The sequence below is a fragment of the Pseudoxanthomonas sp. GM95 genome, from assembly GCF_900109775.1.
Classification (GTDB): domain Bacteria; phylum Pseudomonadota; class Gammaproteobacteria; order Xanthomonadales; family Xanthomonadaceae; genus Pseudoxanthomonas_A.
Genome location: NZ_FOAX01000002.1, coordinates 1460394 through 1486291, shown reverse-complemented (window position 1 = coordinate 1486291; position 25898 = coordinate 1460394). Strand labels below are relative to the sequence as shown.

22 protein-coding genes and 1 pseudogene are annotated in these 25898 nt (G+C 65.7%); 9 read left to right on the top strand and 14 right to left on the bottom strand.

What is annotated here, in order from left to right; all coding sequences use genetic code 11:
* Positions 1-88: 88 nt before the first annotated feature.
* The 8 genes and pseudogenes from galU to cmk form a co-directional block, all read right to left on the bottom strand.
* Entirely contained in the window at positions 89-988 is a 900-nt protein-coding gene (galU, locus tag BMZ17_RS14490; protein WP_093139295.1) for a UTP--glucose-1-phosphate uridylyltransferase GalU, read from the bottom strand.
* On the bottom strand, positions 985-2892 hold the full coding sequence (locus BMZ17_RS14485; protein ID WP_093139292.1) for a polysaccharide biosynthesis protein: 1908 nt from the start codon (positions 2890-2892) through the stop codon (positions 985-987). The genes galU and BMZ17_RS14485 overlap by 4 nt, the downstream gene beginning before the upstream one ends.
* 10 nt (positions 2893-2902) lie before the next feature.
* Positions 2903-3868, bottom strand: coding sequence for an MraY family glycosyltransferase (locus BMZ17_RS14480; RefSeq protein ID WP_254775342.1), 966 nt, complete (start codon positions 3866-3868; stop codon positions 2903-2905).
* A gap of 11 nt (positions 3869-3879) precedes the next feature.
* Positions 3880-5058: a lipopolysaccharide assembly protein LapB gene (gene lapB / locus BMZ17_RS14475; protein WP_093139286.1), complete on the bottom strand. Its 1179-nt coding sequence runs from the start codon at positions 5056-5058 to the stop codon at positions 3880-3882.
* A 4-nt stretch (positions 5059-5062) separates the two neighbouring features.
* Positions 5063-5359: a LapA family protein gene (locus BMZ17_RS14470; protein ID WP_093139283.1), complete on the bottom strand. Its 297-nt coding sequence runs from the start codon at positions 5357-5359 to the stop codon at positions 5063-5065.
* A gap of 106 nt (positions 5360-5465) precedes the next feature.
* Positions 5466-5789, bottom strand: a pseudogene (locus BMZ17_RS14465) (integration host factor subunit beta); the annotation flags it as partial.
* Positions 5790-5855: 66 nt separating this feature from the next.
* Positions 5856-7547, bottom strand: coding sequence for a 30S ribosomal protein S1 (gene rpsA / locus BMZ17_RS14460; protein WP_093139277.1), 1692 nt, complete (start codon positions 7545-7547; stop codon positions 5856-5858).
* Positions 7548-7704: 157 nt separating this feature from the next.
* Positions 7705-8385 carry a (d)CMP kinase gene (cmk, locus tag BMZ17_RS14455; protein WP_093139274.1) on the bottom strand — a complete coding sequence of 227 codons (681 nt, stop codon included), beginning with the start codon at positions 8383-8385 and terminating at the stop codon, positions 7705-7707.
* 174 nt (positions 8386-8559) lie between these two features.
* Between cmk and ykgO the strand changes: the two genes are divergently transcribed.
* The 6 genes from ykgO (at position 8560) to BMZ17_RS14425 (ending at position 13109) form a co-directional block, all read left to right on the top strand.
* The gene (gene ykgO, locus BMZ17_RS14450; protein WP_010342887.1) at positions 8560-8685 is read left to right on the top strand and encodes a type B 50S ribosomal protein L36; all 126 of its coding nucleotides are present in this window, start codon (positions 8560-8562) and stop codon (positions 8683-8685) included.
* Between the two features lie 99 nt (positions 8686-8784).
* Positions 8785-9111, top strand: a complete 327-nt coding sequence (locus BMZ17_RS14445) for a hypothetical protein (RefSeq protein ID WP_093139271.1) — start codon at positions 8785-8787, stop codon at positions 9109-9111.
* A 117-nt stretch (positions 9112-9228) separates the two neighbouring features.
* The gene (locus BMZ17_RS14440) at positions 9229-10260 is read left to right on the top strand and encodes an agmatine deiminase family protein (RefSeq protein ID WP_093139269.1); all 1032 of its coding nucleotides are present in this window, start codon (positions 9229-9231) and stop codon (positions 10258-10260) included.
* Positions 10261-10425: 165 nt separating this feature from the next.
* Positions 10426-11310 carry a carbon-nitrogen hydrolase gene (locus BMZ17_RS14435; protein WP_093139266.1) on the top strand — a complete coding sequence of 295 codons (885 nt, stop codon included), beginning with the start codon at positions 10426-10428 and terminating at the stop codon, positions 11308-11310.
* 22 nt (positions 11311-11332) lie between these two features.
* Positions 11333-11872, top strand: a complete 540-nt coding sequence (locus BMZ17_RS14430; RefSeq protein WP_093139263.1) for a GNAT family N-acetyltransferase — start codon at positions 11333-11335, stop codon at positions 11870-11872.
* A complete protein-coding gene (locus tag BMZ17_RS14425; RefSeq protein WP_175485596.1) occupies positions 11865-13109 on the top strand; it encodes a TraB/GumN family protein in 1245 nt (414 codons plus the stop codon). Before BMZ17_RS14430 ends, BMZ17_RS14425 begins: the two co-directional genes overlap by 8 nt.
* A gap of 48 nt (positions 13110-13157) precedes the next feature.
* Here the strand turns inward: BMZ17_RS14425 and BMZ17_RS14420 are convergent, their stop codons facing one another.
* From BMZ17_RS14420 to BMZ17_RS14410, 3 genes are read right to left on the bottom strand one after another with little or no spacing between them, the layout of a single operon-like run.
* Positions 13158-16235 carry an efflux RND transporter permease subunit gene (locus BMZ17_RS14420; RefSeq protein ID WP_093139258.1) on the bottom strand — a complete coding sequence of 1026 codons (3078 nt, stop codon included), beginning with the start codon at positions 16233-16235 and terminating at the stop codon, positions 13158-13160.
* The gene (locus tag BMZ17_RS14415) at positions 16232-19699 is read right to left on the bottom strand and encodes an efflux RND transporter permease subunit (RefSeq protein ID WP_093139255.1); all 3468 of its coding nucleotides are present in this window, start codon (positions 19697-19699) and stop codon (positions 16232-16234) included. The genes BMZ17_RS14420 and BMZ17_RS14415 overlap by 4 nt, the downstream gene beginning before the upstream one ends.
* A gap of 11 nt (positions 19700-19710) precedes the next feature.
* Positions 19711-20787 (bottom strand): efflux RND transporter periplasmic adaptor subunit, encoded by a 1077-nt coding sequence (locus BMZ17_RS14410; RefSeq protein ID WP_093139252.1) that lies wholly within the window; start codon positions 20785-20787, stop codon positions 19711-19713.
* Between the two features lie 327 nt (positions 20788-21114).
* Here BMZ17_RS14410 and BMZ17_RS14405 point away from each other — a divergent pair, with 327 nt between their 5' ends.
* A complete protein-coding gene (locus tag BMZ17_RS14405) occupies positions 21115-21528 on the top strand; it encodes a c-type cytochrome (protein ID WP_093139249.1) in 414 nt (137 codons plus the stop codon).
* Positions 21529-21535: 7 nt separating this feature from the next.
* Positions 21536-21988, top strand: a complete 453-nt coding sequence (locus BMZ17_RS14400; RefSeq protein WP_093139247.1) for a c-type cytochrome — start codon at positions 21536-21538, stop codon at positions 21986-21988.
* A gap of 88 nt (positions 21989-22076) precedes the next feature.
* Here the strand turns inward: BMZ17_RS14400 and BMZ17_RS14395 are convergent, their stop codons facing one another.
* From BMZ17_RS14395 to msuE, 3 genes are all read right to left on the bottom strand, one after another.
* Positions 22077-23105: a methionine synthase gene (locus BMZ17_RS14395; protein ID WP_093139244.1), complete on the bottom strand. Its 1029-nt coding sequence runs from the start codon at positions 23103-23105 to the stop codon at positions 22077-22079.
* Positions 23106-23130: 25 nt separating this feature from the next.
* A complete protein-coding gene (locus BMZ17_RS14390) occupies positions 23131-24114 on the bottom strand; it encodes a DUF1852 domain-containing protein (protein ID WP_093139241.1) in 984 nt (327 codons plus the stop codon).
* Positions 24115-24208: 94 nt separating this feature from the next.
* Positions 24209-24802, bottom strand: coding sequence for an FMN reductase (gene msuE / locus BMZ17_RS14385; RefSeq protein WP_093139239.1), 594 nt, complete (start codon positions 24800-24802; stop codon positions 24209-24211).
* 177 nt (positions 24803-24979) lie between these two features.
* Here msuE and BMZ17_RS14380 point away from each other — a divergent pair, with 177 nt between their 5' ends.
* Complete coding sequence (locus BMZ17_RS14380) at positions 24980-25897, top strand: LysR family transcriptional regulator (RefSeq protein ID WP_093139236.1); 918 nt, start codon at positions 24980-24982, stop codon at positions 25895-25897.
* Position 25898 lies beyond the last annotated feature (1 nt).

The window sequence follows — 25898 nt, the reverse complement described above, 5'->3', positions numbered from 1 at the left end:
GCCGGGGATCGGGACGGCCTGATGCCCGACATGAAAAAGGCGGCCAGTTGGCCGCCTTTTTCGTCACTGCGAGGTACCGCGCGTTCGCTCAGGACTCGCGGACGCCGAGTTCCTTCAGGGCATTGCGCATGGCTTCGGCCGCAGCTTCACCAATCTTCTCGCTGTGCAGCGCGTAGTGGATCGTCGCCTCGACCAGACCGATGTGGGCACCGCAGTCAAAGCGCGTACCCTTGAAACGATAGGCATGGACCGGCTTCTGCTTGAGCAGCGTGGCGATCGCGTCGGTCAGCTGGATCTCGCCACCCGCCCCCGGCTTGGTTTCTTCCAGCAGCTTGAAGATACTGCCGTCCAGCACGTAGCGGCCGACCACGCCCAGGTTGCTCGGCGCGTCGGCCGGCTTGGGCTTCTCGACCATCGCGTTGATCTTGCCGCTGCGACCATCGAACGCGTCGGTGGCGACGATGCCGTAACTGGCGGTCTTGTCCGGATCGACATCCTGCACGGCGATCTGGCTGGCACCAGTGGCGGCATGAGCATCGGCCATCTGCTTGAGCGAGCCATCACCGTCGCGGTTGACGATCAGGTCGTCCGGCAGCATCACCGCAAACGGCTCATCGCCCACGATCGACTTGGCGCACAGCACCGCATGGCCAAGGCCAAGGGCTTCGTTCTGGGTCACGAAAATCGCACGCACGCCCTTGGGCAGCGGGTTGCGGACCTTTTCCAGCAGGTCCAGCTTGCCGGAGGCTTGAAGCTTGTCTTCCAGCTCGTAAGCTTTGTCGAAGTAGTCGCCAATGGCGTGCTTGTAGCGATTGGTGACGAAGATCAGCGTATCGCAGCCAGCTTCGACTGCTTCATCGACGGCGTACTGGATCAGCGGCCGGTCAATGATCGGCAGCATTTCCTTCGGCACCGTCTTGGTCGCCGGCAGGAAGCGCGTGCCAAGCCCGGCGACGGGAAAAACTGCCTTGCGGATACGTTGGGTCATCGGTGATTCCTGGCCTCTCGTGTGGGGAATGGCACCACAGTGTTGATCGCCTCGTGGTCAGGCGCCGGACTGAATTCCGGGATCGCCGCGTGCAGCACACGCGTGATCGCATCGTTGTCGTAATCAGCCACAGCTTGGCGCAACTGATGCAACGCACGCGTGACGGACTCAGCCGAGACCTCGCGCGCCCGGGCTTCCAGGATCTTGGAATGGGCCGTCGAGCGATACAGCTCCTCGGCATGGAACAGGGTTTCGTGCAGCTTTTCGCCCGGACGCAGGCCGGTGTAGGCGATGGCGATGTCGCGGCCGGGCTGCTTGCCTGCGAGGCGAATCATCTGTTCGGCCAGAACCCGGATCGGGATCGGCTCGCCCATGTCCAGCGTATAGATCGAGGCATGCGCCGCGCTGGCCGCGGCCTGCACGATCAGCTGGCAGGCCTCCGGAATCGTCATGAAATAGCGGGTGACGTCGGGGTGGGTCACCGTGACCGGCCCACCGCTACGGATCTGCTCGCGGAACAGCGGCACGACCGAACCAGCCGAATCGAGCACATTACCGAAGCGAACGGTCGTGAAGCGCGTCCCACCCCGTTCGTCCAGGCTCTGGCAGGCCATTTCGGCCAGACGCTTGCTAGCACCCAGCACGTTGGCCGGATCGACCGCCTTGTCGGTGGAGATGAAGACGAAGGTGCCGACCTTGGCATCGCGGCAGGCGCGGGCCATGGTTTCGGTCACCAGCACGTTATTACGGATGGCCTCACGCAGCTGACCTTCCAGCAAGGGCACATGCTTGTACGCGGCCGCGTGGAAGACCGCGTCCGGTTTGACGATCTTCAGCGCGTGCGCGATCGCGGACGGATCGCCGCAGTTGCCGAGGAACGGCAGGATTTCCAGGTCAGGGAAAGCCTTGGTCAGCGCTTCGTGCGACTTGATCAGGGCTAGCTCGCTGATTTCCATCAGTGCGATGCGCTGCGCGCCGTGACGCGCGCACTGGCGACACAGCTCGGAACCAATCGAACCGCCTGCGCCGGTGACCAGCACCGTGCGCCCGCCCAGCCAGCCGCGGATCAGCTTCCAGTCTGGGGTTACCGGCTTGCGACCAAGCAAGTCGTCGATGGCCACTTCTTTCAGCTCACCCGGCATCGAGCGGCCTTCCAGGATGTCGACCAGACGCGGCACGGTGCGGAACGGCAGGCCGGTCCCTTCGCAGATCGACACCACGCGCTGCATGGCGGTCGCATCGAGCGATGGCATGGCGATGACGATCAGGCGCGCAGCGGTCTCGCGCGCAATCGCCGAGGCGTCGGAAAGCGCGCCCAGCACGGGCACGCCGCGGAGCTTGGTCCCATGGAGCTGCTCGGCATCGTCAAGCAGGCCGACCGGCTCCCAGGCGCCACTGCGGCGCAGGTCGCGCAACAGCGCTTCGGCGGCGCGGCCGGCACCCAGTACCAGCACACGCTTGGCGCCAATCTCCATGGCGTCGTGGGTCTGGGAATCCTTCCAGGCGCGATACATCAGTCGCGGCAAACCAAGCAACCCAACCAACGCAAACGGATACAGCACCAGAGCCGCACGCGAGACCGCATCAATGCGGTTGTAGATCACCAGCCCCATGGCGATGGCTAGCAAGCCGATCAGGCCGGCCTTGAAGATATTGCCCAGGTCCGGAACGCTGGCGAAGCGCCACAGTCCGCGATAGAGCCCCACACGCCAGAACACCAACCCTTGGGCCACCAGCACAATGAACGATTCGGTCGACCACCATGGCAGCGACGGTGCACCGGGAACCATCGCATAGCGCAGCCAATGAAGTCCGTGCCAGCAGAGCCAAACCATGACGAGGTCGTGGCAGACGATCGCCGCGCGTGGCAGCGAGATGGCAAGGCGCGTGCGCCATGACTTCATTCAGTGATCCTCATCCTTGGGGCAATGTCCTGGCGCGGCGCTGTATCCACATCCAGGTCCAGGCAGCGAACGAGCAGGAAAGGATCAACATACTGAACCCCAGCAGAACGGTTCCCTGCCGGGCGATCAGCATCAGAATCGTAGCGGTCAAGGAGAACAGTGCACAAGCCATCGTGACCCAGGTATGCCCCAGGCGGCGCGCGGCGCACTGGTAGGCATGCGTGGTATGCGGCTGCCACCACGCTTCGCCGCGCAGTACACGACGCAGCAACGTGAAGCCAGCGTCAATGCAGAACACCACTAACGGCAGCAGCAGTACGAACGGCGACACCGCAGCCTTGAGGCTCAAGGCTGTAAGCGATGCCAGCAGATAGCCCAGCGCCCCGCTCCCGACATCGCCCATGAAGATCCTGGCGCGCGGAAAATTGAACGGCAGGAATCCCAGGCAACCCGCGCAGAGTGCCCAACCCACCCAGCTCCAGGGCGCCGGCAGCAGCAGTGAAAATCCGGCGGCGGCAATCGCGGCCTGGCTGGCCGCCAGCCCGTTGATGCCATCCATGAAATTCCAGATATTGATCAGGCAGACCGCCAGCCCCCAGCCCAGCGCCACCTGCCACCAAGGCAACGCTTCCAGCCATAGCGCGCTCGCAAGCGAAGATGCAGCCAGCAGATGGACGACAAACCGCCGCGAGGCCGGCAGCGGACGGTGATCGTCGAGCCAACCAATCCCTGCCACCAGGACCAGGCCCGCCGCGAACAAGCTGATCGCCGCGCCATGGTCCGACGAGTGAAGCGCACCCCACGCGCACGCCGCCAACACGACCAACACGATCGCGATCCCGCCACCGCGCGGGGTGGGCTGCGTGTGGCTGCGACGTGCGCCTGGCGTATCGAGCAGCCCGCGGCCGAGCGCGTAGCGCCGGGTCAACCAGGTCAACACCGCTGCGGCAGCCAGATGCAGCAGCAACCACGGCACCAGTCCCGGCATCAGACGACGGCGTAGTTCAGCAGTGGCTTCACCGTGCCCCACTCCTTGCAGCTCGGGCACTGCCAGTGATGGGTGCGGGCGCCGAAGCCGCAGCGTGTGCAGCGATAGCTCGGATTGCGGACCAGCAGCTGATCGGTAATGTGCTTGAGGTCGTGCAGGGTCGCCGTCGAATCCGCACCCTCGGACAGCGTGAGATCGATCAGCGCCGCTTCGCCACGGACCGAAGGTCGGTCCTTGAGCTGCCGTGCCAGATAGACGCGCGCCTCATGCAGGCCATCGTGTTTTTCCACCAGGCGGGTCAGCGCCAGCACTGGCGCGATGCCGCGATAGTGCTCGCACATCTCCGACAGGAAGGCGCGCGCGCCCGAGACGTCGCCGACCTTGTCGTAACTGGCCAGCAGGCCCGGCAGGATCTCGGGCAGGTAATCCGGGTCATGCCGCGCGGCGCGCTCAAAGGCACGGATCGCAGCGTCTGGATTGCCCACCTCGACTTCAAGCCGACCTTCCAGGATGCCCGCGCGCACTGACTTGGCATCAGCCTGGTAGGCGCGCGCGATCGCGCCGCGCGCAGAATCGATGGCGTGCGCGGTGCGGTAGCGCTCGGCCAGCTCGCATTCGAACTGCGACACCAGCTTGCCCATCGGCTCGCCGGTCACTTCCTCGAAGCGGTTGGCGTTGTCGATCGCTTTTTCCCAGTCACGCTCGGCCTGGTAGATGCCGATCAGGTGACGCAGCGCTTGCGGAGCACGCTGGTCGATCCGGGCCAGATCGGTGAAGACGGTCTCGGCGCGGTCCAGCAGGCCGGACTTCATGTAGTCCTCGCCCAGCGCCAGCATGGCCTGCACGCGCTGCTGATCGCTCAGGTCGTTGCGCTGGACCAGGCCCTGGTGCAGACGGATCGCGCGATCGACTTCGCCACGACGCCGGAACAGATGCCCCAACGCGACTTGGGTTTCGAAGGTTTCCTTGTCCAGTTCGGCGATGTGCAGGAACAGCTCGATCGCCTTGTCCGGCTGCTCATTGAGCAGATAGTTCAGACCGCGGAAATAGGTACTAGACAGATGGCTGACCTGGCTGACGTTGTGGCGTTGGCCACCGCGCCGGCCAATGACCCAGCCCACCAGCGCCGCCAGCGGCACGAACAGCACGAACCAGAACCACTGGTTGAGGAACTCCATCGAATCAGACTCCGGTGCCCGGGGGGGCGTCGGTGGTGCCGCGTGCGGCGGTAGGTGTCGGGGACGCCGTCAGCTTGCCCGCCTTGCGCAGGCGCGCATACAGCGGCCAGGCCACGGTGGCCAGGACGATCAGGGCGCCGATGCAGACACCGGCCAGCAGTGACACGATGATCGCGGCGCCAGAGCCGGTCGAGATCTGCGTGAACAGCAGGTTGAGCGTGATCGGCTGGGTATTGAGGATGCCGATGACCAGCCCGATGGCGAGAAACGCCAGGGCAATGATCAGACGAAAGACATTCATGGGATCCCTCCGGAAACGTTGGGGCCTAGCTTAGCCGAGGCAGACCGAAGGAGAAGGTAAAACGGAGCCATCCATAAGGAAGGCCTGGAGGCATCGGAACAGGCGATTACTCGCTGCCGATTTCCTCGATGGGCGCCACGGTGCTCACGCGTTCGCGCAGCTCCTTGCCCGGCTTGAAATGGGGCACATGCTTGGCCGGCAATGCAACCGGATCACCGGTCTTGGGATTGCGGCCCATGCGCGGCGGACGATAGTGCAGCGAAAAGCTGCCGAAACCGCGGATCTCGATCCGTTCGCCACGCGTCAGCGCGCCTCCCATCATCTCCAGCAATGACTTGACCGCGAGGTCGACGTCATCCGGCTTCAGGTGCGGCTGCTTGCGGGTCAGGATTTCGATCAGTTCGGATTTCGTCATCGTCTGCGATGTGGAACGTTGGACATGACCACGGCCGGCCCGGACGAACCGGGCCGGCGTGGCTTCACGCGTACGACAGACTTACTCGGACTTGCCGCCGTCCAGCTGCGCGCGCAGCAGGGCGCCCAGGCTGGTGGTACCGGTCGAGGCTTCGGCCGTGGTCTTGTTGTACTCAGCCAGGGCTTCGGCGGTTTCCGCCTCGTCCTTGGCCTTGATCGACAGCTGCAGGGTGCGGCCCTTACGGTCCATGCCCATGAACTTGGCTTCGATCTTCTGGCCGACCTTCAGGTGCTGACTGGCATCGTCCACGCGGTCGTGGGAGATGTCGCGGGCCATCACGTAGCCTTCGACGCCGTCTGCGAGCTCGATGGTGGCGCCCTTGGCGTCGACTTCCTTGACGGTGCCTTCGACCTTGGTGCCCTTCGGGTTCGACGCCATGTACTGGCCGAACGGATCCTGCTCCAGCTGCTTGACGCCCAGGCTGATGCGCTCGCGCTCCGGGTCAACGGCCAGGACCACGGCTTCCAGCGTGTCGCCCTTCTTGAAGTTGCGCGCGATGTCTTCGCCAGTGGAGTTCCAGCTGATGTCCGACAGGTGGATCAGGCCGTCGATGCCGCCATCCAGACCGATGAAGATGCCGAAGTCAGTGATCGACTTGATCTGACCGGACACCTTGTCGTTCTTCTTGTAGATGGCTGCGAAGGTCTCCCACGGATTGGCGGCGACCTGCTTCATGCCCAGCGAGATGCGGCGACGCTCCTCGTCCACGTCCAGGACCATGACTTCGACTTCGTCACCGACCTGCACAACCTTCGACGGGTTGACGTTCTTGTTGGTCCAATCCATCTCGGACACGTGCACCAGGCCTTCGACGCCCGGCTCGATCTCGACGAACGCGCCGTAATCGGTGACGTTGGAGACCTTGCCGTAGACGCGGCTGTTGGACGGGTAACGGCGGGCGATGTTGTCCCACGGATCCTCGCCCAGCTGCTTCAGGCCCAGGCTGACGCGGTTGCGCTCGCGGTCGTACTTGAGCACGCGCACTTCCAGCTCCTGGCCCACTTCCACGACTTCGGACGGATGACGCACGCGCTTCCAGGCCATGTCGGTGATGTGCAGCAGGCCGTCGATGCCACCCAGGTCGACGAATGCGCCGTAGTCGGTGAGGTTCTTGACCACACCCTTCAGCACCACGCCTTCCTGCAGCTTGTCCATCAGAGCCTCGCGCTCCTCGGAGTGCTCGGACTCGACGACGGCACGACGCGACACGACGACGTTATTGCGCTTGCGGTCCAGCTTGATGAGCTTGAACTCAAGCTCCTTGCCTTCCAGGTAGCCGGGATCGCGCACGGGGCGCACATCGACCAGCGAACCGGGCAGGAACGCGCGGACGTCCTTGATGTCGACGGTGAAACCACCCTTGACCTTGCCGCTGATGCGACCGGTGATGGTTTCGTTCTTCTCGAGGGCTTCTTCCAGCTCGTCCCACACCATGGCGCGCTTGGCCTTCTCGCGCGACAGGACGGTTTCGCCAAAGCCATTTTCGAGGGAGTCCAGCGCGACCTTGACCTGGTCGCCCACACCCACGTCGATCTCGCCGGCGTCGTTACGGAACTGTTCGATCGGCACGATGCCTTCGGACTTCAGGCCGGCGTTGATCACCACCACGTCGTTACGCACCTCGACCACGGTGCCGACGACGATGGCGCCCGGCTTCAGCTTGGCCAGGTGCTGCTGGCTCTGCTCAAACAGTTCTGCAAATGATTCGGTCATTGTTGAATACTCAGTTGGACACACGGACAGGCGGCTGCCTTTCGGCCTTTGCCCCTGTCCACCCGTTGAGGCACCAAGAAGGCTGCCGTGTGTAGTTGGTTGATTAACCCTGCCGGCGGAATTGCCGCCAGGGCGCGGATCTGCTGCGAAAGGCCTTTCAGGCCGCGGATGCTGGCACCAAGGCCAACACCCGCTGGACGACGGCTTCGATGCCAAGTCCGGTGGTGTCGATGAGGACGGCGTCTTCGGCCGGCCGCAGCGGCGCCACCGTGCGTTGGGCATCGCGGGCGTCGCGCGCGAGGATCTCGCGCAGCAGACCGTCAATTGTCACCGAAACTCCCTTGTCTTTCAACTGCTTATAGCGCCGCTCGGCGCGCTCCTCCGCGCTGGCGGTCAGAAACACCTTGTACGGGGCGTCGGAGAAGATGACCGTGCCCATGTCCCGGCCGTCGGCCACCAGTCCCGGCGCGGCCCGAAACGCCCGCTGACGCTCCTTCAGCGCCGAACGGACCTCGGGAATGGCGGCGATGGCCGAGGCCACGGTCCCGGTGGTTTCCAGGCGCAGCTCGTCGGTCGCATCGACCCCGTTCACGATCACCCGCATGTCCGCTCCCGCCTCGTCCCGGAAGGTCACGGTTGTATCGAAGGTGCAACGCACCAGGGCCGCAGCGTCGGACAGATCCAGGTCCGCCCAGCTGGCGGCCACACCAACGGCGCGATAAAGCGCACCGGAATCCAGGTAATGCCAGCCTAGGCGCGAGGCCACCATGCGGCTGACCGTCCCCTTGCCCGCCCCGGAAGGGCCATCGATGGTGAGCACGGGGATCGGTGAAGTCATTGCAAGTACCTGTGGGCGTGAAAGCATGAAATTATGTCCGAACGCGCACGTTCGCCGACCCAAATTTGGTGCCACGAAAGAAATTTCGCCCAACTGCTTGAATCAGCTCGGAAAGCCAGGATAGAATGGGCGGCTTAGTACGCTTCACTCCATTCCACGCCGAGGTTTTACATCATGAAGGTCCTGTCCTCCCTGAAGTCGGCGAAGGCCCGTCACCGCGACTGCAAGGTGGTTCGCCGTCGTGGCAAGGTCTTCGTGATCTGCAAGTCCAACCCGCGCTTCAAGGCCCGCCAGCGCTGATTTCTGGCGCCAGTGCGGCAACGAAGAACCGCCCTTGATGGGCGGTTTTTTGTTGTCGGTCCTCTGCTATAAAGATCGCCTCACTTGGGGAGCCCTGCCATGAAGCGTCGCCTGACCGTGCTGTCTCTGATCGCCCTGACCAGCCTGAGCGCGCAGGCGTGGTCGGAAACCCTGCTCGTGGACCGCGCCCGCGACCCGGCCTCGAACCTGCCCGTGCGCGGCCTGACCACCTCGCAGGTGGAAGCCAAGTTCGGCGCGCCGGCCCAGCGCATGGACCCGCGCGGCGGCCAGAAGCGCCAGTGGCCGACGATCAACCGCTGGGTCTACCCGCAGTTCACCGTGTACTTTGAGAAGAACAAGGTGATCGACGTGGTGACCAACAAGGCCAGCCCCAACGAAATCGGCCCCAAGCCGCCGATCCGCTGAACCACCGCGACGCGGTCGCCAAGCGCGCCGCGTTGCCTGCCCGTCATCATCCCGACGCGGCGCTTCCCTAGAAATATCGCCGGTGACCCGTCCCGGCCCAGCTCATGGAAAAATCCGATGACCGATGTCCGTTTCCCCGCGGAGTGGGAGCCCCAGTCCGCGATCCTGATCGCGTGGCCGCACGCTGGCACCGATTGGGCCGACCGCCTCGAGTCGGTCGAAGAGACCTATATCGCGCTGGTGGCCGGCATCACCCGCTTCCAGCCGGTGGTGATCTGCGTGGCCGATGGCGACCTGCAGATCTACGCCGAGGCGCGCCTGCGCTCGGCCCGCGTGGACATGGACCGGGTGCGCTTTATCGAGGCACCGTACAACGACACTTGGCTGCGTGACTCCGGCCCGATCAGCCTGCGCGGCAAGGACGGCTTCAAGCTGATGGATTTCCGCTTCACCGGCTGGGGCGGCAAGTACGAGGCCTCGCTGGACGACCTGCTGGTCGGCACGCTGGCTGGCGCGGGCGTGTTCCGCGACGCGTACGTGCAGAGCGTGGATTTCGCACTCGAAGGCGGCGGCATCGAGACCGATGGCGCCGGCACGCTGCTGACGACCTGGCGCTGCCTGCACGAGCGTCATCCCGACACGAGCCGCGAACAGATCACCGACACCCTGCAGTCCACGCTGCGCCAAGACCGCGTGCTGTGGCTGGACCACGGCTACCTGGAAGGCGACGACACCGACGCGCACATCGATACCCTCGCCCGCTTCGCGCCGGACAACGCCATCGTCTACCAGGCCTGCGACGACACCAGCGACGTGCACCACGCCGAGCTGACCGCGATGGGCGACGAACTGGCCGCTCTGCGCACCAGCGACGGCGCGCCGTACACGCTGTATCCGCTGCCGTGGGCGCAGCCGATCCTGGACGACGGCCGTCGCCTGGCGGCCAGTTACGCCAATTACCTGATCCTCAATGGCGCGGTGCTGATGCCCGCCTACGGCGATCCGGCCGACGGCCCGGCCGCCGCTGTGCTGGCCGAGGCGTATCCGGGCCGCGAGATCGTGCAGATTCCCTGCCGTGCCCTGATCTGGCAGAACGGCAGCCTGCATTGCGTGACCATGCAGCTGCCCGAAGGCCTGCTGGCGGCTTGAACTTTCTCGCCTGCGCCTCACTCCAAGCCGGAGTGAGGCGCAGTGCGACGATGCATCACGGCGCGGCAGTGTCCGCACGCGAGCGCTTCGCATCCATTGCATCACCCGGGCCTTCTGGCCCGTCGCGCTACCATTTCCCTTCCCTGCCGTTGCCCGATCGCTGCCATGACCCGTCGCACCCTGCCCGTTGCCCTGATCCAGGAAAAGAACCACGGCGATGCCGATGCCAACCTGGCGGTGATCGAAACGCGCGTGGCCGAAGCCGCCAAGCGCGGCGCCAAGCTGGTGCTGCTGCAGGAGCTGCACAACGGTGCGTACTTCTGCCAGCACGAATCGGTGGACGAGTTCGACCTGGCCGAGCCGATTCCCGGCCCCAGCACCGCACGCCTGGCGGAACTGGCCAAGCAACACAAGGTCGTGCTGGTGAGCTCGCTGTTCGAACGCCGTGCCGCCGGCCTGTATCACAACACCGCGGTGGTCTATGAAGCCGACGGCAGCATCGCCGGCAAGTACCGCAAGATGCACATCCCGGACGATCCGGGCTTCTACGAGAAGTTCTATTTCACCCCGGGCGATATCGGCTTCAAGCCGATCGATACATCGGTCGGCCGCCTCGGCGTGCTGGTGTGCTGGGACCAGTGGTATCCGGAAGGCGCGCGCCTGATGGCGCTGGCGGGCGCGGACCTGCTGCTCTACCCGACCGCCATCGGCTGGGACCCGGAGGATGTGCAGGAAGAAAAAGCCCGCCAGCGCGATGCCTGGGTGCTGAGTCACCGCGGCCACGCGGTGGCCAATGGCCTGCCGGTGCTGAGCTGCAACCGCGTCGGCCATGAAGCCTCGCCGCTGGGCGCCTCGGGCATCGATTTCTGGGGCAACAGCCACGTGCTGGGGCCGCAGGGCGAATTCCTGGCCGAAGCCGGCGGCGCGCCTGAGATCCTCAGCGTCGAGGTCGACCTGCAGCGCAGCGAGCACGTCCGCCGGATCTGGCCGTTCCTGCGCGATCGCCGCATCGACGCCTACGGCGACCTGACCAAGCGCTACATCGATTGATGCGACTGCGTGCGCAGTCCGCATGAGCCTCGACCCGCCCGTGATCCGGCCGGTCCGCGATGCGGACATGGCCGCCATCGCCGCCATCTACGGCGTGCAGGTGGAAACCAGCGTGTCGACCTACGAAGTCGATCGGCCTGACATCGCCGAAATGCAGCAGCGCATGGCCACGATCGTGGCCCAGGGTTATCCGTACCTGGTCGCCGAACGCGCGGGCCAGATCGCCGGCTACGCCTATGCCACCGGCTATCGCGCGCGCCGTGCGTATCGCTTCACCGTGGAAAACACGGTGTATGTCGACGCCGCGCACCAGGGCCACGGCATCGGCACCGCGTTACTGAAGGCGCTGATCGACGACTGCACCGCGCGTGGCTTTCGCCAGATGATCGCGGTGATCGGCGAAGCCGCCAATGCGGCGTCCGTGCGCTTGCACGAACGCGCCGGCTTCCGCACCGTGGGTGTGTTCCAGGGCATCGGCCGCAAGCACGGCCGCTGGCTCGATACCGTACAGATGCAGCGGGCGCTGGGTGACGGCGACGCGTGCGATCCCCTTGATGAGTGAACCGATGACCGACCCAGATTCCTCCACCCTGCCCGCCGCGCCTGTGCTCGACGACGCTGTCGAACAACCCATGCGCGTCGTCGAACGCGACGGCGTGCGCTACACGCTGCTGGGCACTGCGCACGTCTCCAAGGCCAGCGTGGAGGCCGTGCAGCACGCCATCGATTCGCATCCCTACGATGCGGTCGCAGTCGAACTGGATGCGCAGCGCCTGCAGGCGTTGAGCGATCCCGATGCGATGGCCAAGCTCGACCTGGTGCAGGTGATCCGCAAGGGCCGCGTGGCCCTGTTCGCCGCCAACCTGGCGCTGGCCGCCTACCAGCGCCGCCTGGCCGAACAGCTCGGCATCGAGCCTGGCGCCGAACTCAAGCGCGCGGTGACCGCGGCGCAGGAACGCGGCATGGCCGTGCACCTGATCGACCGCGAAGTCGGCCTGACCTTCAAGCGCGCTTCGGCCAAGCTGGGTTTCTTCGGCAAGCTCAAGCTGGGCACCGGATTGCTGGGCGGCCTGTTTGCGTCGGAAGAAGTCGGCGAAGCCGAGATCGAGCAGCTCAAACAGGGCGACATGCTGGAAGCCAGCTTCGGCGAGTTCGCCAAGGAAAGCCCGGCGCTGTTCGAAGCAGTGATCGCCGAACGCGACCGCTACATGGCCGCCAGCTTGCGCCAGACCGCAGGTGACGCGCGCGACGTGCTGGCCGTGGTTGGCGCCGGCCATCTGCAAGGCCTGGCCAAGCACCTGGCCGAAGACCAGGCCGATCCCGCCACCGTGCGCGCCGAGCTGGAGCACGTGCAGGCCACGCGCAAGCTGCCGTGGATCATGATGCTGCTGAGCGTGCTCGTCCTTGGCGGTATCGCCTGGGGCTTCTACAGCGGCGGCCTGAAGTTCGGCAGCACCCTGCTGCTGCAGTGGCTGGCCTTGACCGGCGGCCTGGCCGGCCTGGGCTGCCTGATTGCCGGCGGCCATCCGCTGAGCATCCTGGCAGCGATCATCGCCGCGCCGCTCAAGCCGTTCCGCCCGGGCCTGCCGGCCGGTGCCTTCAGCGCGCTGGCCGAGGTGCACCTGCGCAAGCCGGCCTACGGTGACTTCCTCGCCCTGCGCGACGATGCGCAGACGCTCAAGGGCTGGTATCGCAACCGCGTCTGCCGGGTGGTGCTGACCTTCCTGCTGACCAACCTGGGCAGCATGATCGGCTTCTGGATCACCGGCGCACTGATCGCCGGCAAACTGCTGCACTGAAGCGCTCCCGCGCTGGCCGCGCCTTGATCCGCACGGCCAGCGCAGTCCTCACGACGCCTGCAGCGCGGCGTCCTGCGGCACGCCGCGCGCGCGTCGCACCAGCCGGCCCATGCCGGCGCTGGCGTCGTCCAGGATCGCGTAGATGGTCGGCAGGAACAGCAGGCTGACCACGGTCGAGAACGCCAGGCCGCCGGCAATCGCGCGCGCCATCGGGAAATACGGCGGGCCGTCGCCGCCCATCTGGGTGCCGCCCATGGCGATCGGCACCATCGCCAGAATCGCCGTGCCCATCGTCATCATGATCGGGCGCAGGCGTTCGCGGCTGCCTTCCACCAGCGCCTCCGTGCGGGAAAGACCGCCGCGACGCAGCGTGTTGATGTGCTCGATCATCACGATGCCGTTGTTCACCACCACGCCCATCAGCACCAGGATGCCGATGAAGGACATCACCCCGAATGCGGTGCCGGTGATCCAGAACAGCCAGAACACGCCGAAGATCGAGAACACCACGCCGGACATGATCGCCGCCGGGAACAGCAGCGATTCGAACACCGCCGCCATCACCAGGTAGATCATCAGCAAGGCGATCAGCATGTTGAACAGCATCTGCTGCATCGCCTCGCCGTCGTCCTGATAGTCGCCGCCATCGAAAGTGAAGTGATAGCCCGGCGGGAACGCCATCGCCTTCAGGCTCTGCTCCATCGCCTCGCGGCCCTTGGGCGCGGTGACCTTCTCGGCCAGGTTGGCGGTGATGGTCAGCGTGGTCTGACGGTTGCTGCGCGAGATCTGCGAGGCCGACGGCGCCACGTCCACGCTCACCATCGACATCAGCGGCACGCTGCGCCCGTCCTTGGCGCGCACGTTGAACTGCTCCAGGTCGGCGATGGCGTACTGCTCGGCACCGGCGAAGCGCAGGGTCACCGGCACTTCCGTGTCGCCGCGGCGCAGCTCGCGCAGCTGGCCTCCGCGCAGGGCAATGTTGACGAAGGTCGCCACGTCTTGGGCTGAGAAGCCGAACGACGCCGCGCGCTCGCGATCCACGCGCACCTTCAGTTCGCTGCTCTGGTCGCCGGCATCGACACGCACGTCGCGCAGTTCCGGCCGGCTGGCCAGCGCCGGTAGCACGTCACGTGCAATCTCCTGCAGCACGCTAGTGGAATCGCCGGTCAGCTGCACCTGCACGCCGTTCTTGTTGCTGCCCCCGTTGCCATTGCCGCCGATCACGATCTCGGCACGCGCCGACTTGGGCAGGCCCTTGCGCAGCAGCTCGACGCGGCGCTTGGTCTCGTCCGGATCGGTCGTATCGAACTTCACCGAACTCGACGCGCCTTCGGTCTCGCTGAACCACGAATAGATCTGGGTGATGCCCAAGGCCTTGCGTTGGCTTTCCATGTACTGCTCGGCGCGCGCGACTTCAGCTGACATCTGGTCGCGGGTATACGAGCCGCCGAACTGGTAGGCCACATAGGTTTCACCAGCGCGCCCGCCACCGAACATGTCCATCTCGGTCAGCTTCATCGGTACCAGGCTCGCAACCACGATCAGCACGATGCCCAGCACGCTCCAGCCGCGGTGTTCCAGCGTCCAGCGCAGCAGGCGTGCGTAGCGGCGCTGCATCCAGGGGATCAGGCCGCGTTCGGAGCGCAATTGCGGCGGCGTCTTCATCCGTGCCGACAGCATCGGGATCAAGCTGATCGCCACCAGCCACGAGGCCAGCAGCGAGACCGAGATCGTCACCGCGATCTGCGCCATGAAGATGCTGATCTCGTTGGTCTCGCCGAACAGATTCGGCACGAACACGATGCAGTGGCACAGCGTGCCGGCCGACAGCGCGATCGCCACGTGCCGGGTGCCCAGCAGCGCGGCCTTGATCGGCTCGCCGGGCATCTTCTCGCGCTCCTGGAAGATGCTTTCGACCACCACCACGGCGTTGTCCACCAGCATGCCCACCGCCAACAGCAGACCCATCATGGTCAGGATGTTGAGCGTGACCCCGGCGAAGTACATGAAGCCCAGCGTCATCACGAAGCAGATCGGAATCGCCAGGGTCACCATCAGCGTGGACGGCCAATGGCGCAGGAAGAAGAACAGCACCGCGATCGACAGCAGCAGGCCGATGCCACCGGCCTCGGCCAATTCCAGCAGCGAGGAGGTGACGTTCTCGCCCTGGTTCTCCATCACCTTGACCTGGACGTCGGCCAGCTCGGGCTGTGCGCGGATCGCTTCGACCTCGGCCAACGCATCGCGCGAGACTTGCACCAGGTTGGCGCTGCGCTCTTTGAAGATATCCATGCCCACGGCCGGCTTGCCGTCCAGGCGGCGGCCGTAGTCCATGCGCGAAGGCTTGAGCTGCACGCTGGCGATATCGCCCAGACGCAGGCCCTTGTCGTTCACCACCAGCTCGCGCAACTGCTGCAGGTCGGCCACCTCGCCCATCGGCTGCACGCGCAGGCGCTGGCCGTGATCATCGATCTGGCCGGCGGAAATGGAGAAGTTTGCCGCCTGCAGCCGTGTGCTCAACTCGTTGAGATTGAGCCCATGCGCGGTCAGGCGATCAGGCGCAATCGCCACTTCCACCTCGTTGGGCGCCGCACCGGAAATCTCCACGCGCGCCACGCCGGGGATGCGCTCCAACCGCCGCTTGAACTCGCGCTCGATCATGTCGTACGAGGCCGTCATGTCGCGATCGCCGGCCAGACGCACGCGCAGGATCGCCTGGTCGCTGCTGGACCACTTGAACACCGAGTAGCGCTTCAGGTCGTCGGGCAGGTCGCTGCGGATCGCATCGATGCGCTCGCGCGCATCGGACGCGGCGATGGCGATGTCGCGATCCCAGTCGCTGAACTCGATGAAGATGCTGGCCGCATCGGCCGTCGCCGTGCCGCGCAGGCGCTTGATGCCGGGCATGATCGCCAGCGCTTCCTCGGCCGGGCGCAGGATGTTGCGTTCCACCTCCTCCGGCGTGGAGCCAGGATATGGCAGCTGCACGAACAGGAACGGCGCGGAGATATCGGGGAAGGCCTCCAAAGGCAATCGCACCGCCGCAATCGCGCCGATCACCAGCAGCGAGATGAAGCACATCACCGTGGTGACCGGCCGACGGATGCTGAGCGCAGCAATGCTCATGCGGCGGCTCCGTGCGCGATCCCGTCGTCGTCACCGTCGGGCGTCGCCGCCGGCGCGCGCGATGGGTTGCGACGATCCAGCAGGTCGTAGACCACCGGGATCACCAGCAGGGTCAGTAGCGTGGACACCAGCAGCCCGCCGATCACGGTGATCGCCATCGGCGCGCGCACTTCCGCGCCTTCGCCCGAGGCCAACGCCAGCGGCAGGAAGCCTAGCAACGTGCACAGCGTGGTCATCACGATCGGCCGCAGGCGCGAGCGGGCGCCTTCCACCAAGGCACGCTGCTTGGCCATGCCCGCGGCGCGCAGCTGGTTGACCGAATCGATCAGGATGATCGCGTTCTTGGTCACCAACCCGACCAGCAGGATCAAGCCAATGAACACCACCACCGACACCGGCGAGCCACTCAGCTTCAACGCCAGCACCGCGCCGACCAACGCCAGCGGGATGGTGAAGAGGATGACGAACGGGTGCAGCAGCGACTCGAACTGCGAGGCCATCACCAGATACACCAGGAACACCGCCAGTCCGAAGGCGAACAGCAGCGAGCGCACCGAGTCCCCCAACTCCTCGCCCTGTCCGCCGATATGCATCGACACGCCGGCGCCCAGCGGATGCTCCGCGGCCAGCGCCTGCACCTCGCGTACCGCGCTGCCCAGGTCGATGCCCTGCAGGCCAGCAGAGACGATCGCCACGCGGCCCTGGTCGGCGCGATGGATTTCGCTGGGGCCAGTGGTGGCGATGACATCGGCCACCGCGGCCAGCGTCACCGGACGGCTGCTGGACGGATTGATGATCAGCCGGCGCACGTCCTCCACGGAAGCGCGATCCGACGCCTGCGCGCGCACCAGCACATCGATCTTGCGATCGCGGAAGCTGTAGCGCGTAGCCACTTCGCCGCGCACCTTCTGCACCACCGCATCGGCGACCTGGCGCGTGGTCAGGCCCAGCGCGCCCGCCCGCTCCTGGTCGAAGCGGATCTGGATCTCGGGGAAGCCCTGCTCCACGGTCGAGCGCACATCGGTGTAGTGCGCGTTGCCGCGTAGCAGCTGGGCCAGGCGCTGGCCGGCCACTTCCAGCGTGGCCAGGTCCTGGCCGCGAAGCTCTACTTCCAGCGGCGTGGACAGGCTGAACAGCGCAGGACGCGCGAAATCCACCTGCGCGCCCGGCCAGGCCTGCATCGATGCGCGCAGCAAGGCGGACTCACGCGCCTCGACCTGCGGGCTGCCGCCGCCGGCCATGACCACGGTCAGCTTGCCTATGTTCTCGCCGCTTTCGGTCGGGTTGGCATCCAGCCGCGTGCCGCTGCCGCTGACGCCGAAGATGGCGGAAATGCCTTCGTCCTTGACGTGCTTCTCCTGCAGCGTGCGCAGCACCGCATCGGTGTCGCGCAGCGGCGTGCCCGGTGGCAGCTTGACCGTCATTTCGAAGCGGTCCTGCGCCAGCTGCGGGATCAGGTCGGTCCCCAGGCTGGGCACAAGCGCGGCCGTCCCGATCAGCGCCAATGCCGCCAGCCCCAGCACGCGGCCCGGATGCGCCAGCGCCGCGGGCAACATGCGCAGGTAGGCGCGCTCGATCCCCGCGTAGGGCTTCATCGCCCAGTCGCTCAGGCGGCGCATCACCGGCCCGACGATCGCGGCGACGCCCCGTGCCAGCCGCACGATCAGCCAGGCGATGCCGAACACCGCTCCGCGCACGCCGGCGCCGATGCCGCGTCCACCCAGGGCAAAGGGCTTCTGCCAGCGCGACTGCGGCTGCCACTGCGGATGCGGCGCTTCGGGTGCAAAACCCAGCGGCGCCTGGCCGCGCAGCGAACTCAGCATCGGGATCAGCGTCATCGCCACCACCAGCGAGATCGCGATGGCGATCGCCACGGTCAGCGCCTGGTCGCGGAACAGCTGGCCAGCGATCCCATCGACGAACACCAGCGGCAGGAACACCGCGATCGTGGTCAGCGTCGAGGCCACCACGGCCATGCTCACTTCGCGCGTGCCAGTCATGGCGGCTTGCACGATGCCAAGCCCACGCTCGCGCGCCTTGGCGATGCTTTCCAGCACCACGATCGAGTCGTCCACCACCAGGCCGGTGGCCAGTGCCAAGCCGCCCAGCGACATCACGTTGAGGCTCAGGCCAAGCCGGTCCATGAAGAAGAAGGTCGCCACGATCGACACCGGCAGCGACAGGCCGATCACGAACGTGCTCCAGCCATCGCGCAGGAACAGGAAGATCACCAGGATCGCCAGCAGGCCGCCGATCACCGCGTCCTGCTTGACCTCGCCGATGGCGTGCTCGATGAAGCGGGATTGGTCGTCCAGCGTGTCCAACGAAACATCGGCTGGCAGCTGCGCGCGCAGGCGTTCCAGCCGCTGCGACAGCGCCTTGGCAGTCGCCACGGTATTGGCATCGCCCTCCTTGTAGATCGCCAGTTCCACCGCTTCGCGCCCGGCCAGGCGGATCACCGCCTCGCGCTCCTTGTAGCCCTGGCGCACGGTGGCCACATCGCGCAGCCGCACCGGCATGCCGCCGGCAATCGAGGTCGTGTCGGACGATGACGCGCTCTGCACCGAGGCGGCGGCCGCCAGCACTTCGGCCGAGCCGCTGGAGGCGGCAATCGCGGCCATCTGCGCCGCTGCGTTGGCTGCCGCACTGTCGCCGCCGCTACGCGTGGTCAGCAACAGGTTGCCGATGTCGTCCACGTCGGCGAACTGGTTGACCGTGCGCACCAGGTAGCGCTGCGTGCCCTGCTCCAAGCGCCCGCCGGACAGGTTGACGTTCTCGGCCTTGAGCCGCTCGATCACGGTGGACAGCGGCATGTGCAGCTGGGCGAGTTTCTGCTGGTCGATGTCGACTTGCACCTCGTCTTCCAGGCCGCCGCCGACCTTGACCGCGGCCACGCCCTCGACCGGTTCGAGTTTCTTCTTCAGATCCTCGTCGGCAAAGCGACGCAGCGCGACCAGCTGGCGCTGCGCGCCGCGCGCATCGTCGGCCGGGACGTTGGCCGACAGGGCCAGGCGGATGATCGGTTCGGTCGACGGATCGAAGCGCAGCAGCACCGGCGCGGTGGCTTCCAGCGGCAGCTGCAGGGCTTCGAGCTTGTCGCGCACCTCCAGCCCGGCCTGGTCCATGTTGGTGCCCCAGGCGAACTGCAGCACCACGTCGCTCTGGCCGGTGCGCGACACCGAAGTCAGGCGACGCAGGTTCTTGACCACGCCGACCGATTCCTCGACCGGCTCGGACAGCAGCGTCTCGATCTCGGCGGGTGCGGCGCCGGTGTACTCGGTGCGCACGGTCAGCGTCGGATAGCTCAAGTCCGGCAGCAGGTTGACCTTCAAACTGTTGAGCGCGATCACGCCGAACAGCAGCAGCGTGATGGTCACCATCGCCACGGTGACGCGGCGCCGCACCGCCAGCGCGACGATGCCGCCGCCCGAAGCGTCGCCTATTTCCCCATTCCCCAGGTGCATGGCGTGCTCCTTCAGCGCTGCGGGCTGGCCATCGCCACGGCCTTGCCGGGCGAGCTGGGCGGCGCATCGATCACGGTGACCGCGCTGCCGTCACGCAAGGCGACCTTGCCGGCGGTGACCACCGCGTCGCCGGCCTTCAAGCCCTTGCGGATCTCGACCCAGGCGCCGTCGATGTAGCCCGGCTCGACCGCGGTGCGCACGGCCTTGCCGCCGCGCACCAGGTAGACGGCCGGATCGCCGTCATCCAGCAGCGCCGCCCGCGGAATCACCAGCGCATCGGCGCGGTGGTCGTACTCGATCCGCAGGCGGCCGAACATGCCGGCCTGCAGCTGGGTGTCACCGGAAAACGCGCAGACCACGCGGAAGGTGCCGCTGCCGGCGTCGACCACCGGCGCCACGCGGTCCACCTTGCCGGTGAAGCCCTTGCCCGGCAGCGCATCGGCCAGCAGCGTCACCGGCTGGCCGGCGCGCAGCGTCGCCAGTTCGCGCTCGGGCACGTTGAGCGTGGCCTCCAGGCGCGAGCGGTCGACGATGCGGATGATCGGCGTGTTGATCTGGACGAAATTGCCCGGCTTGATCGAGCGCGAGGCGACCACGCCGGAGATCGGCGCCACCACCGTGGTGTAGGACAGCTCCAGGCGCGCCAGCCGGTTCTGCGCGCGGGTGTCTTCCAGGTCGTAGCGCAGCTGGTCGACATCGTTGGCGCTGATCATCTGCTGGTCAACCAGCTTCAGGGCGCGTTGGTAGCTGTTCTCCAGCTTGCGCACCTGGGCATCGGTCTGGGCCACGGCCAGCTGGGCGCGGTCGGCATCCAGGCGCACCAGCGGCTGGCCGGCACGGACTTCCTGGCCCTCTTCCACCAGCACCGCCAGGGCGACGCCGGAGGTCTTGGCGATCACCTGCGATTCGGCGCGCGGCTCGAGCGTGGTCGTGCCGGAATAGCTCGCGGCGACCGCACGATGGCTGGCCTTGGCCGCTTCGACCGGCACCGCGTCGGCGGGCTTGTCTTTTTTCTCCTCGGTGGCCGTCTTGGGATCGGCGCCCTCGGCCTTGTTGCAGCCCGGCAGCGCAGCCAGGCAGGCCAGCATCAAAACGGTCAGGCCCAGGCGGGCGACGGGGCGGATCGGGGGAGAGCAGTTCATGGCGGCTGGCCGGATTGAGTGTTGTAGGCAACTACATCACCGAATCGATACCGTTCCATGCGCCAAAGGTCATGGTGACCTGTGTCGCCCCGTGTCGGCCTGCGACACGCGATCCGGGCCAGATTTCCACGCGCCGAAACGCACGTAAGTTGTTGCACCGCGTCAATTTTTCCCCGATCGCGGCCTTGCCGGAGACGCTGAACGGCAGGCTATACTTCGACCCAGCCAAGCGGCTCGGATGGGACGGGACGCGCGCAAATCACGGAACACGACATGACGCGACCGCTGTTGTTCGCCGCCTGTTTCGCCCTGCTCCTCGCTGGTGTGATTCCCACCAGCCAGGCTCGCCAGGACGCCAAGGAACCCGCCCCGCCTGCCTCCACGCCGCCTGCCGCTGCTCCTGCAGCGTCGGTCGCCGCCGCCCCGGCCGCGCCCAAGGCCAACCTGGAGACCGGCAAGCAGCTGTCCTACACCTGCCAGGGCTGCCACGGCGTCACCGGCTACAAGAACGCCTACCCCAACTACCACGTGCCGCGGATCGGCGGGCAGACGAGCGAATACCTCGTCCAGGCATTGACCGAGTACAAGGCCGGCAAGCGCAAGCATCCAACGATGCAGGCCCAGGCCCAGAGCTTCTCCGACCAGGACATCACCGACCTGGCCGCCTACCTGTCCAGCCTGAAGTAAGCCGACCATGCGCACAGCCTTCTTTTCGCGTCTGACCCTGGCCCTGGCTGCCGCCCTGGCCCTGGGCGCCTGCTCCAAGATCGAAACCACCGACACCGCCGCCGCCGATCCCGGCCACGCCAGCGGCGAACACGGCAGCAGTTCTTCCGCCGGCCTGCCGCCGGGCGACATCGCCGCCGGCGAGAAGCGCGCCCAGGAGAAAGGCAAGGCCACCGGCCAGAGCTGCATCGACTGCCACGGGGCCGAAGGTAACAAGCCGATCGCGCCGAACTACCCGCACCTGGCCGGCCAGTACGCCGACTATTTGGCCCACGCGCTGCAGGCCTATCGCGCCGGCGATCGCGAACAGGCGCTGATGACCCCGCAGGCCAAAGACCTCAGCGACCAGGACATCGCCAACCTCGCCGCGTACTTTGCTTCGCGCAAGGGCGAGCTGCGCGACCTGCACGGCCTGGATTGAATGCTTCCTGTCATCCGCACAAAAGAAAAAGGGCCGCAAGGCCCTTTTTCTTTTGTGCATGCCGCGGCGTGTGGACAGTCGTGGAGCGCTAGCCGGCAAGTTCCGCCCTGACGATCGCGGCGCCTGCAGCGAGCGCTTTCAGCTTGCCGTTCGCCACCTGGCGCGGCAGCGGCGCCATTCCGCAGTTGGTGGACGGGTAAAGCTTGTCGGCCTCCACGAACTTGAGCGCCTTGCGCAGCGTGCTGGCGACTTCTTCGGGCGTTTCAACGACGTTGGACGCCACGTCGATGGCGCCGACCATCACCGTCTTGCCGCGGATCAGCTCGATGAGATCGATCGGGACATGCGAGTTGTGGCACTCCAGCGAGATGATGTCGATGCTGGATTGCCGCAGTTTGGGGAAGGATTCTTCGTACTGACGCCATTCCGAGCCCAGCGTCTGCTTCCAGTCCGTGTTGGCCTTGATGCCGTAGCCGTAGCAGATATGCACGGCGGTCTTGCACTTGAGTCCTTCCACCGCCCGTTCCAGCGTAGCGACACCCCAGTCGTTGACCTCATCGAAGAAGACATTGAAGGCCGGCTCGTCGAACTGGATGATGTCCACGCCGGCCGCTTCCAGCTCGCGGGCCTCTTGATTGAGGAGCTTGGCAAATTCCCAGGCGAGCTTCTCGCGGCTCTTGTAATGCGCGTCGTAGAGTGTGTCGATCATGGTCATCGGACCCGGCAGCGCCCACTTGATCGACTGCTTTGTCTGCTCACGCAGGAACTTCGCATCGTCGACGAAGACCGATTTCGGGCGACTCACCGCGCCCACGACGGTCGGCACGCTGGCGTCGTAGCGATCGCGGATCCGGACCGTCTCGCGCTTCTCGAAATCGACACCGTCGAGGTGCTCGATGAAGGTCGTGACGAAGTGCTGGCGCGTCTGCTCGCCGTCGCTGACGATGTCGATGCCGGCGTGTTGTTGCTCCTGCAGTGACAGGCGCAGCGCGTCGCGCTTGCCTTCGATCAGGCCCTCGTCCTGCAATTTCCAGGGCGACCAGAGCTTCTCGGGCTGGGCAAGCCAGGAAGGCTTGGGCAGGCTGCCGGCGGTCGAAGTGGGGAGCATTTTTTTCATGATGGATGCGGTGTGTTCCTGTTGATCAAAGTGCACAGCGGGCCGCCCACTGGTCGAGGACGTTGCGGTAGGGCTTGATGAAATGTTCCTCGGTGAACCTGCCCTGCTTGATCGCGAGCTGGCTGCGCTCCTCGCGGTCGTAGACGATGCGCGTCGACGAATAATCCTGGTGTTTCAGGCTCGGCCGATAGACGTTGCCCGCGGGCGAATTGGCGTTGTAGATCTCGGGCCGGTAGATCTTCTGGAAGGTTTCCATCGTGCTGATGGTCGCGATCAGTTCGAGGTTCGTGTAATCGCCCAGCAGGTCGCCGCGAAAATAGAACGCCAGTGGTGCAACGCTGTGCGGCGGCATGAAGTAGCGGACTTGTAGCCCCATCTTGTCGAAGTACTGGTCGGTCGAGGACGAAGCATCCTGCTTGTATTCCACGCCCAGGATCGGATGCTGGTTTTCGGTCCGAAGATAGGTCCTGCTGCTTGAAGCGCTGATGCAGATGACCGGCGACTTCCTGAAGCGCGCCTTGTAAGCCTCCGAGTTTAGGAAGTGCTTGAACAGCTTTCCATGCAGGTCGCCAAAATCTTCCGGCGCGCTGAAGGCAGAGGCGTTCTGGTTATGCGCCGGCAGCAGCACGCTGAAGTCGTAGTCGCGCACGTACGAGGAAAAATTGTTCCCCGCAATGCCGTCGATACGCTGACCCGTCTGCTTGTCGACGATGTGCGGCACCAGGATTTCGATCAGGGGAAACCCTTCGCCTGCCTGGTTCGCATCGAGCTGCATCTCGGCGGAGATGATCTCGAGTTCGACCGCGTAACGATCGCCGTTAGGGTTGTCCCAATGGGCAAGATCATTGAAGCGGTTGTCGATCATGCGCAGGGTGTTACGCAGGTTTTCCTGGCGATGCGCGCCACGCGCCAGATTGGCGAAGTTGGTCGTGATGCGCGTGCTGTCTGCAGGCTGGTAGTCCTCATCGAACCAGAGGCTCTTGAGGCTGAAGGTGAAGTCTTGCGTCATGGTGCGTGGATGCCTTGTTGCTGAACTGAAAGCCGGGTGCACCTCCAGGTGCGGATGCGGACGCTGGACTGAGCGGCCGATGGCCTGACCTGCGTCATGCCGCGACCTCTTCTTCGGTGACGATCGCGGCGGCAGGCCGCGTCGCTGCAATCAGCGGCATGGCGCGTTGGACCGCCAGCTTGGTCCGCGCGATCAACGCCTCGTCGTGCAGGCGGTAGTCCACGAAATCCCGATCGGTCGCATAGACGCCTAGCGGCAAGGTGCGCGCTTGGAAGAAGCTGAAAAGCGGCCGCAGCTGGTGGTCGATCATCAGCGCGTGGCGCTCGCTACCACCGGTCGCGGCCAGCAGGACCGGCGTATCGATCAACGCGTCCTGATGGATGAAGTCGAAGAAATGCTTGAACAAGCCGGTGTAGGCGCCGCGATACACCGGTGTCGTCACGATCAGCACGTCGGCCTGTTCGACCGCGGCCAGTTCCCGTTCCACCGCCTTGGGCAGTTGGGAACGCCATAACGCGCCAGAAAAGTGCGGTGCCAGACGCCCCAGTTCGACCAGATGCGGCCGGCAGGCAACTCGATCGGCCATCAGCTCCAGCAGGTGTTCGGCCAGCGCGGTCGCCTTGGAGGGACGCTGCAGTCCGCCGGAGACTGCGACGACGCGGAGCGGTGGCTTCGATTGTGGATGCATGGGGATCGACCTGAGCGGCATGGCGCGATGCGACGAAGGGGAAGCTGCCATCACTCAACGCGGGAGCGGCAAGCAAGTTGCGAAGGCCGCAAGCGACCGACGCCAAGGATGCTAGGGCTGGCATTCCATGAAGTAAAATGGTGATATTTCACGGATCCATGAAATTGAATCATCCGAATGCTTGAGCGCATCCATCTGAGCATCGTCCAGCAGGTCGAGCAGCAGGGCTCTCTGACCGCCGCCGCGGGCGTGCTCAACCTGACCCAATCGGCCTTGAGCCACAGCATGAAAAAGCTGGAACAGCAGCTGGGCACCGACGTCTGGCTGCGCGAAGGGCGCAGCCTGCGCCTCACCCAGGCTGGCCAGTACCTGCTGGCGGTCGCGAACCGGGTGTTGCCGCAGCTGGACCTGGCCGAGGAACGCCTGGGCCAGTTCGCACAAGGCGAGCGCGGCGCGCTGCGCATCGGCATGGAATGCCATCCCTGCTACCAGTGGCTGCTCAAGATCGTCTCGCCGTATCTGGCCGCCTGGCCGGACGTGGATGTGGACGTCAAGCAGAAATTCCAGTTCGGTGGGATCGGTGCGCTGTTCGGCTACGAGATCGATCTGCTGGTCACGCCTGATCCACTGTTCAAGCCGGGGCTGACGTTCGAACCGGTGTTCGACTACGAACAGGTTCTGGTGGTGCCCAGGGACCACGCACTGGCGTCGGTCGCCTACGTGAAGCCGCAGCAGCTGACGCGCGAAGTGCTGATCAGCTATCCGGTGGATATCGAGCGCCTAGACATCTACAGCCAGTTCCTGCTGCCGGCCGGCGTCACGCCGCGGCGGCACAAGTCCATCGAGACCACCGACATCATGATGCAGATGGTGGCCAGCGGCCGCGGCGTAGCGGCCATGCCGCGCTGGCTGGTCGAGGAGTACGCGACCCGGATGGCGGTCGTGCCGGTGCGGCTGGGCGCGCGCGGCATTCCCAAGCAGATCTACCTGGGCGCACGCGAGGCGGATACCGCCGTCGACTACCTGCGGGCGTTCATCGAACTGGCCCGGCAACCCGCCGCCGCCCTCGCGGCGCCGTCGAACGCCACGCGATAAA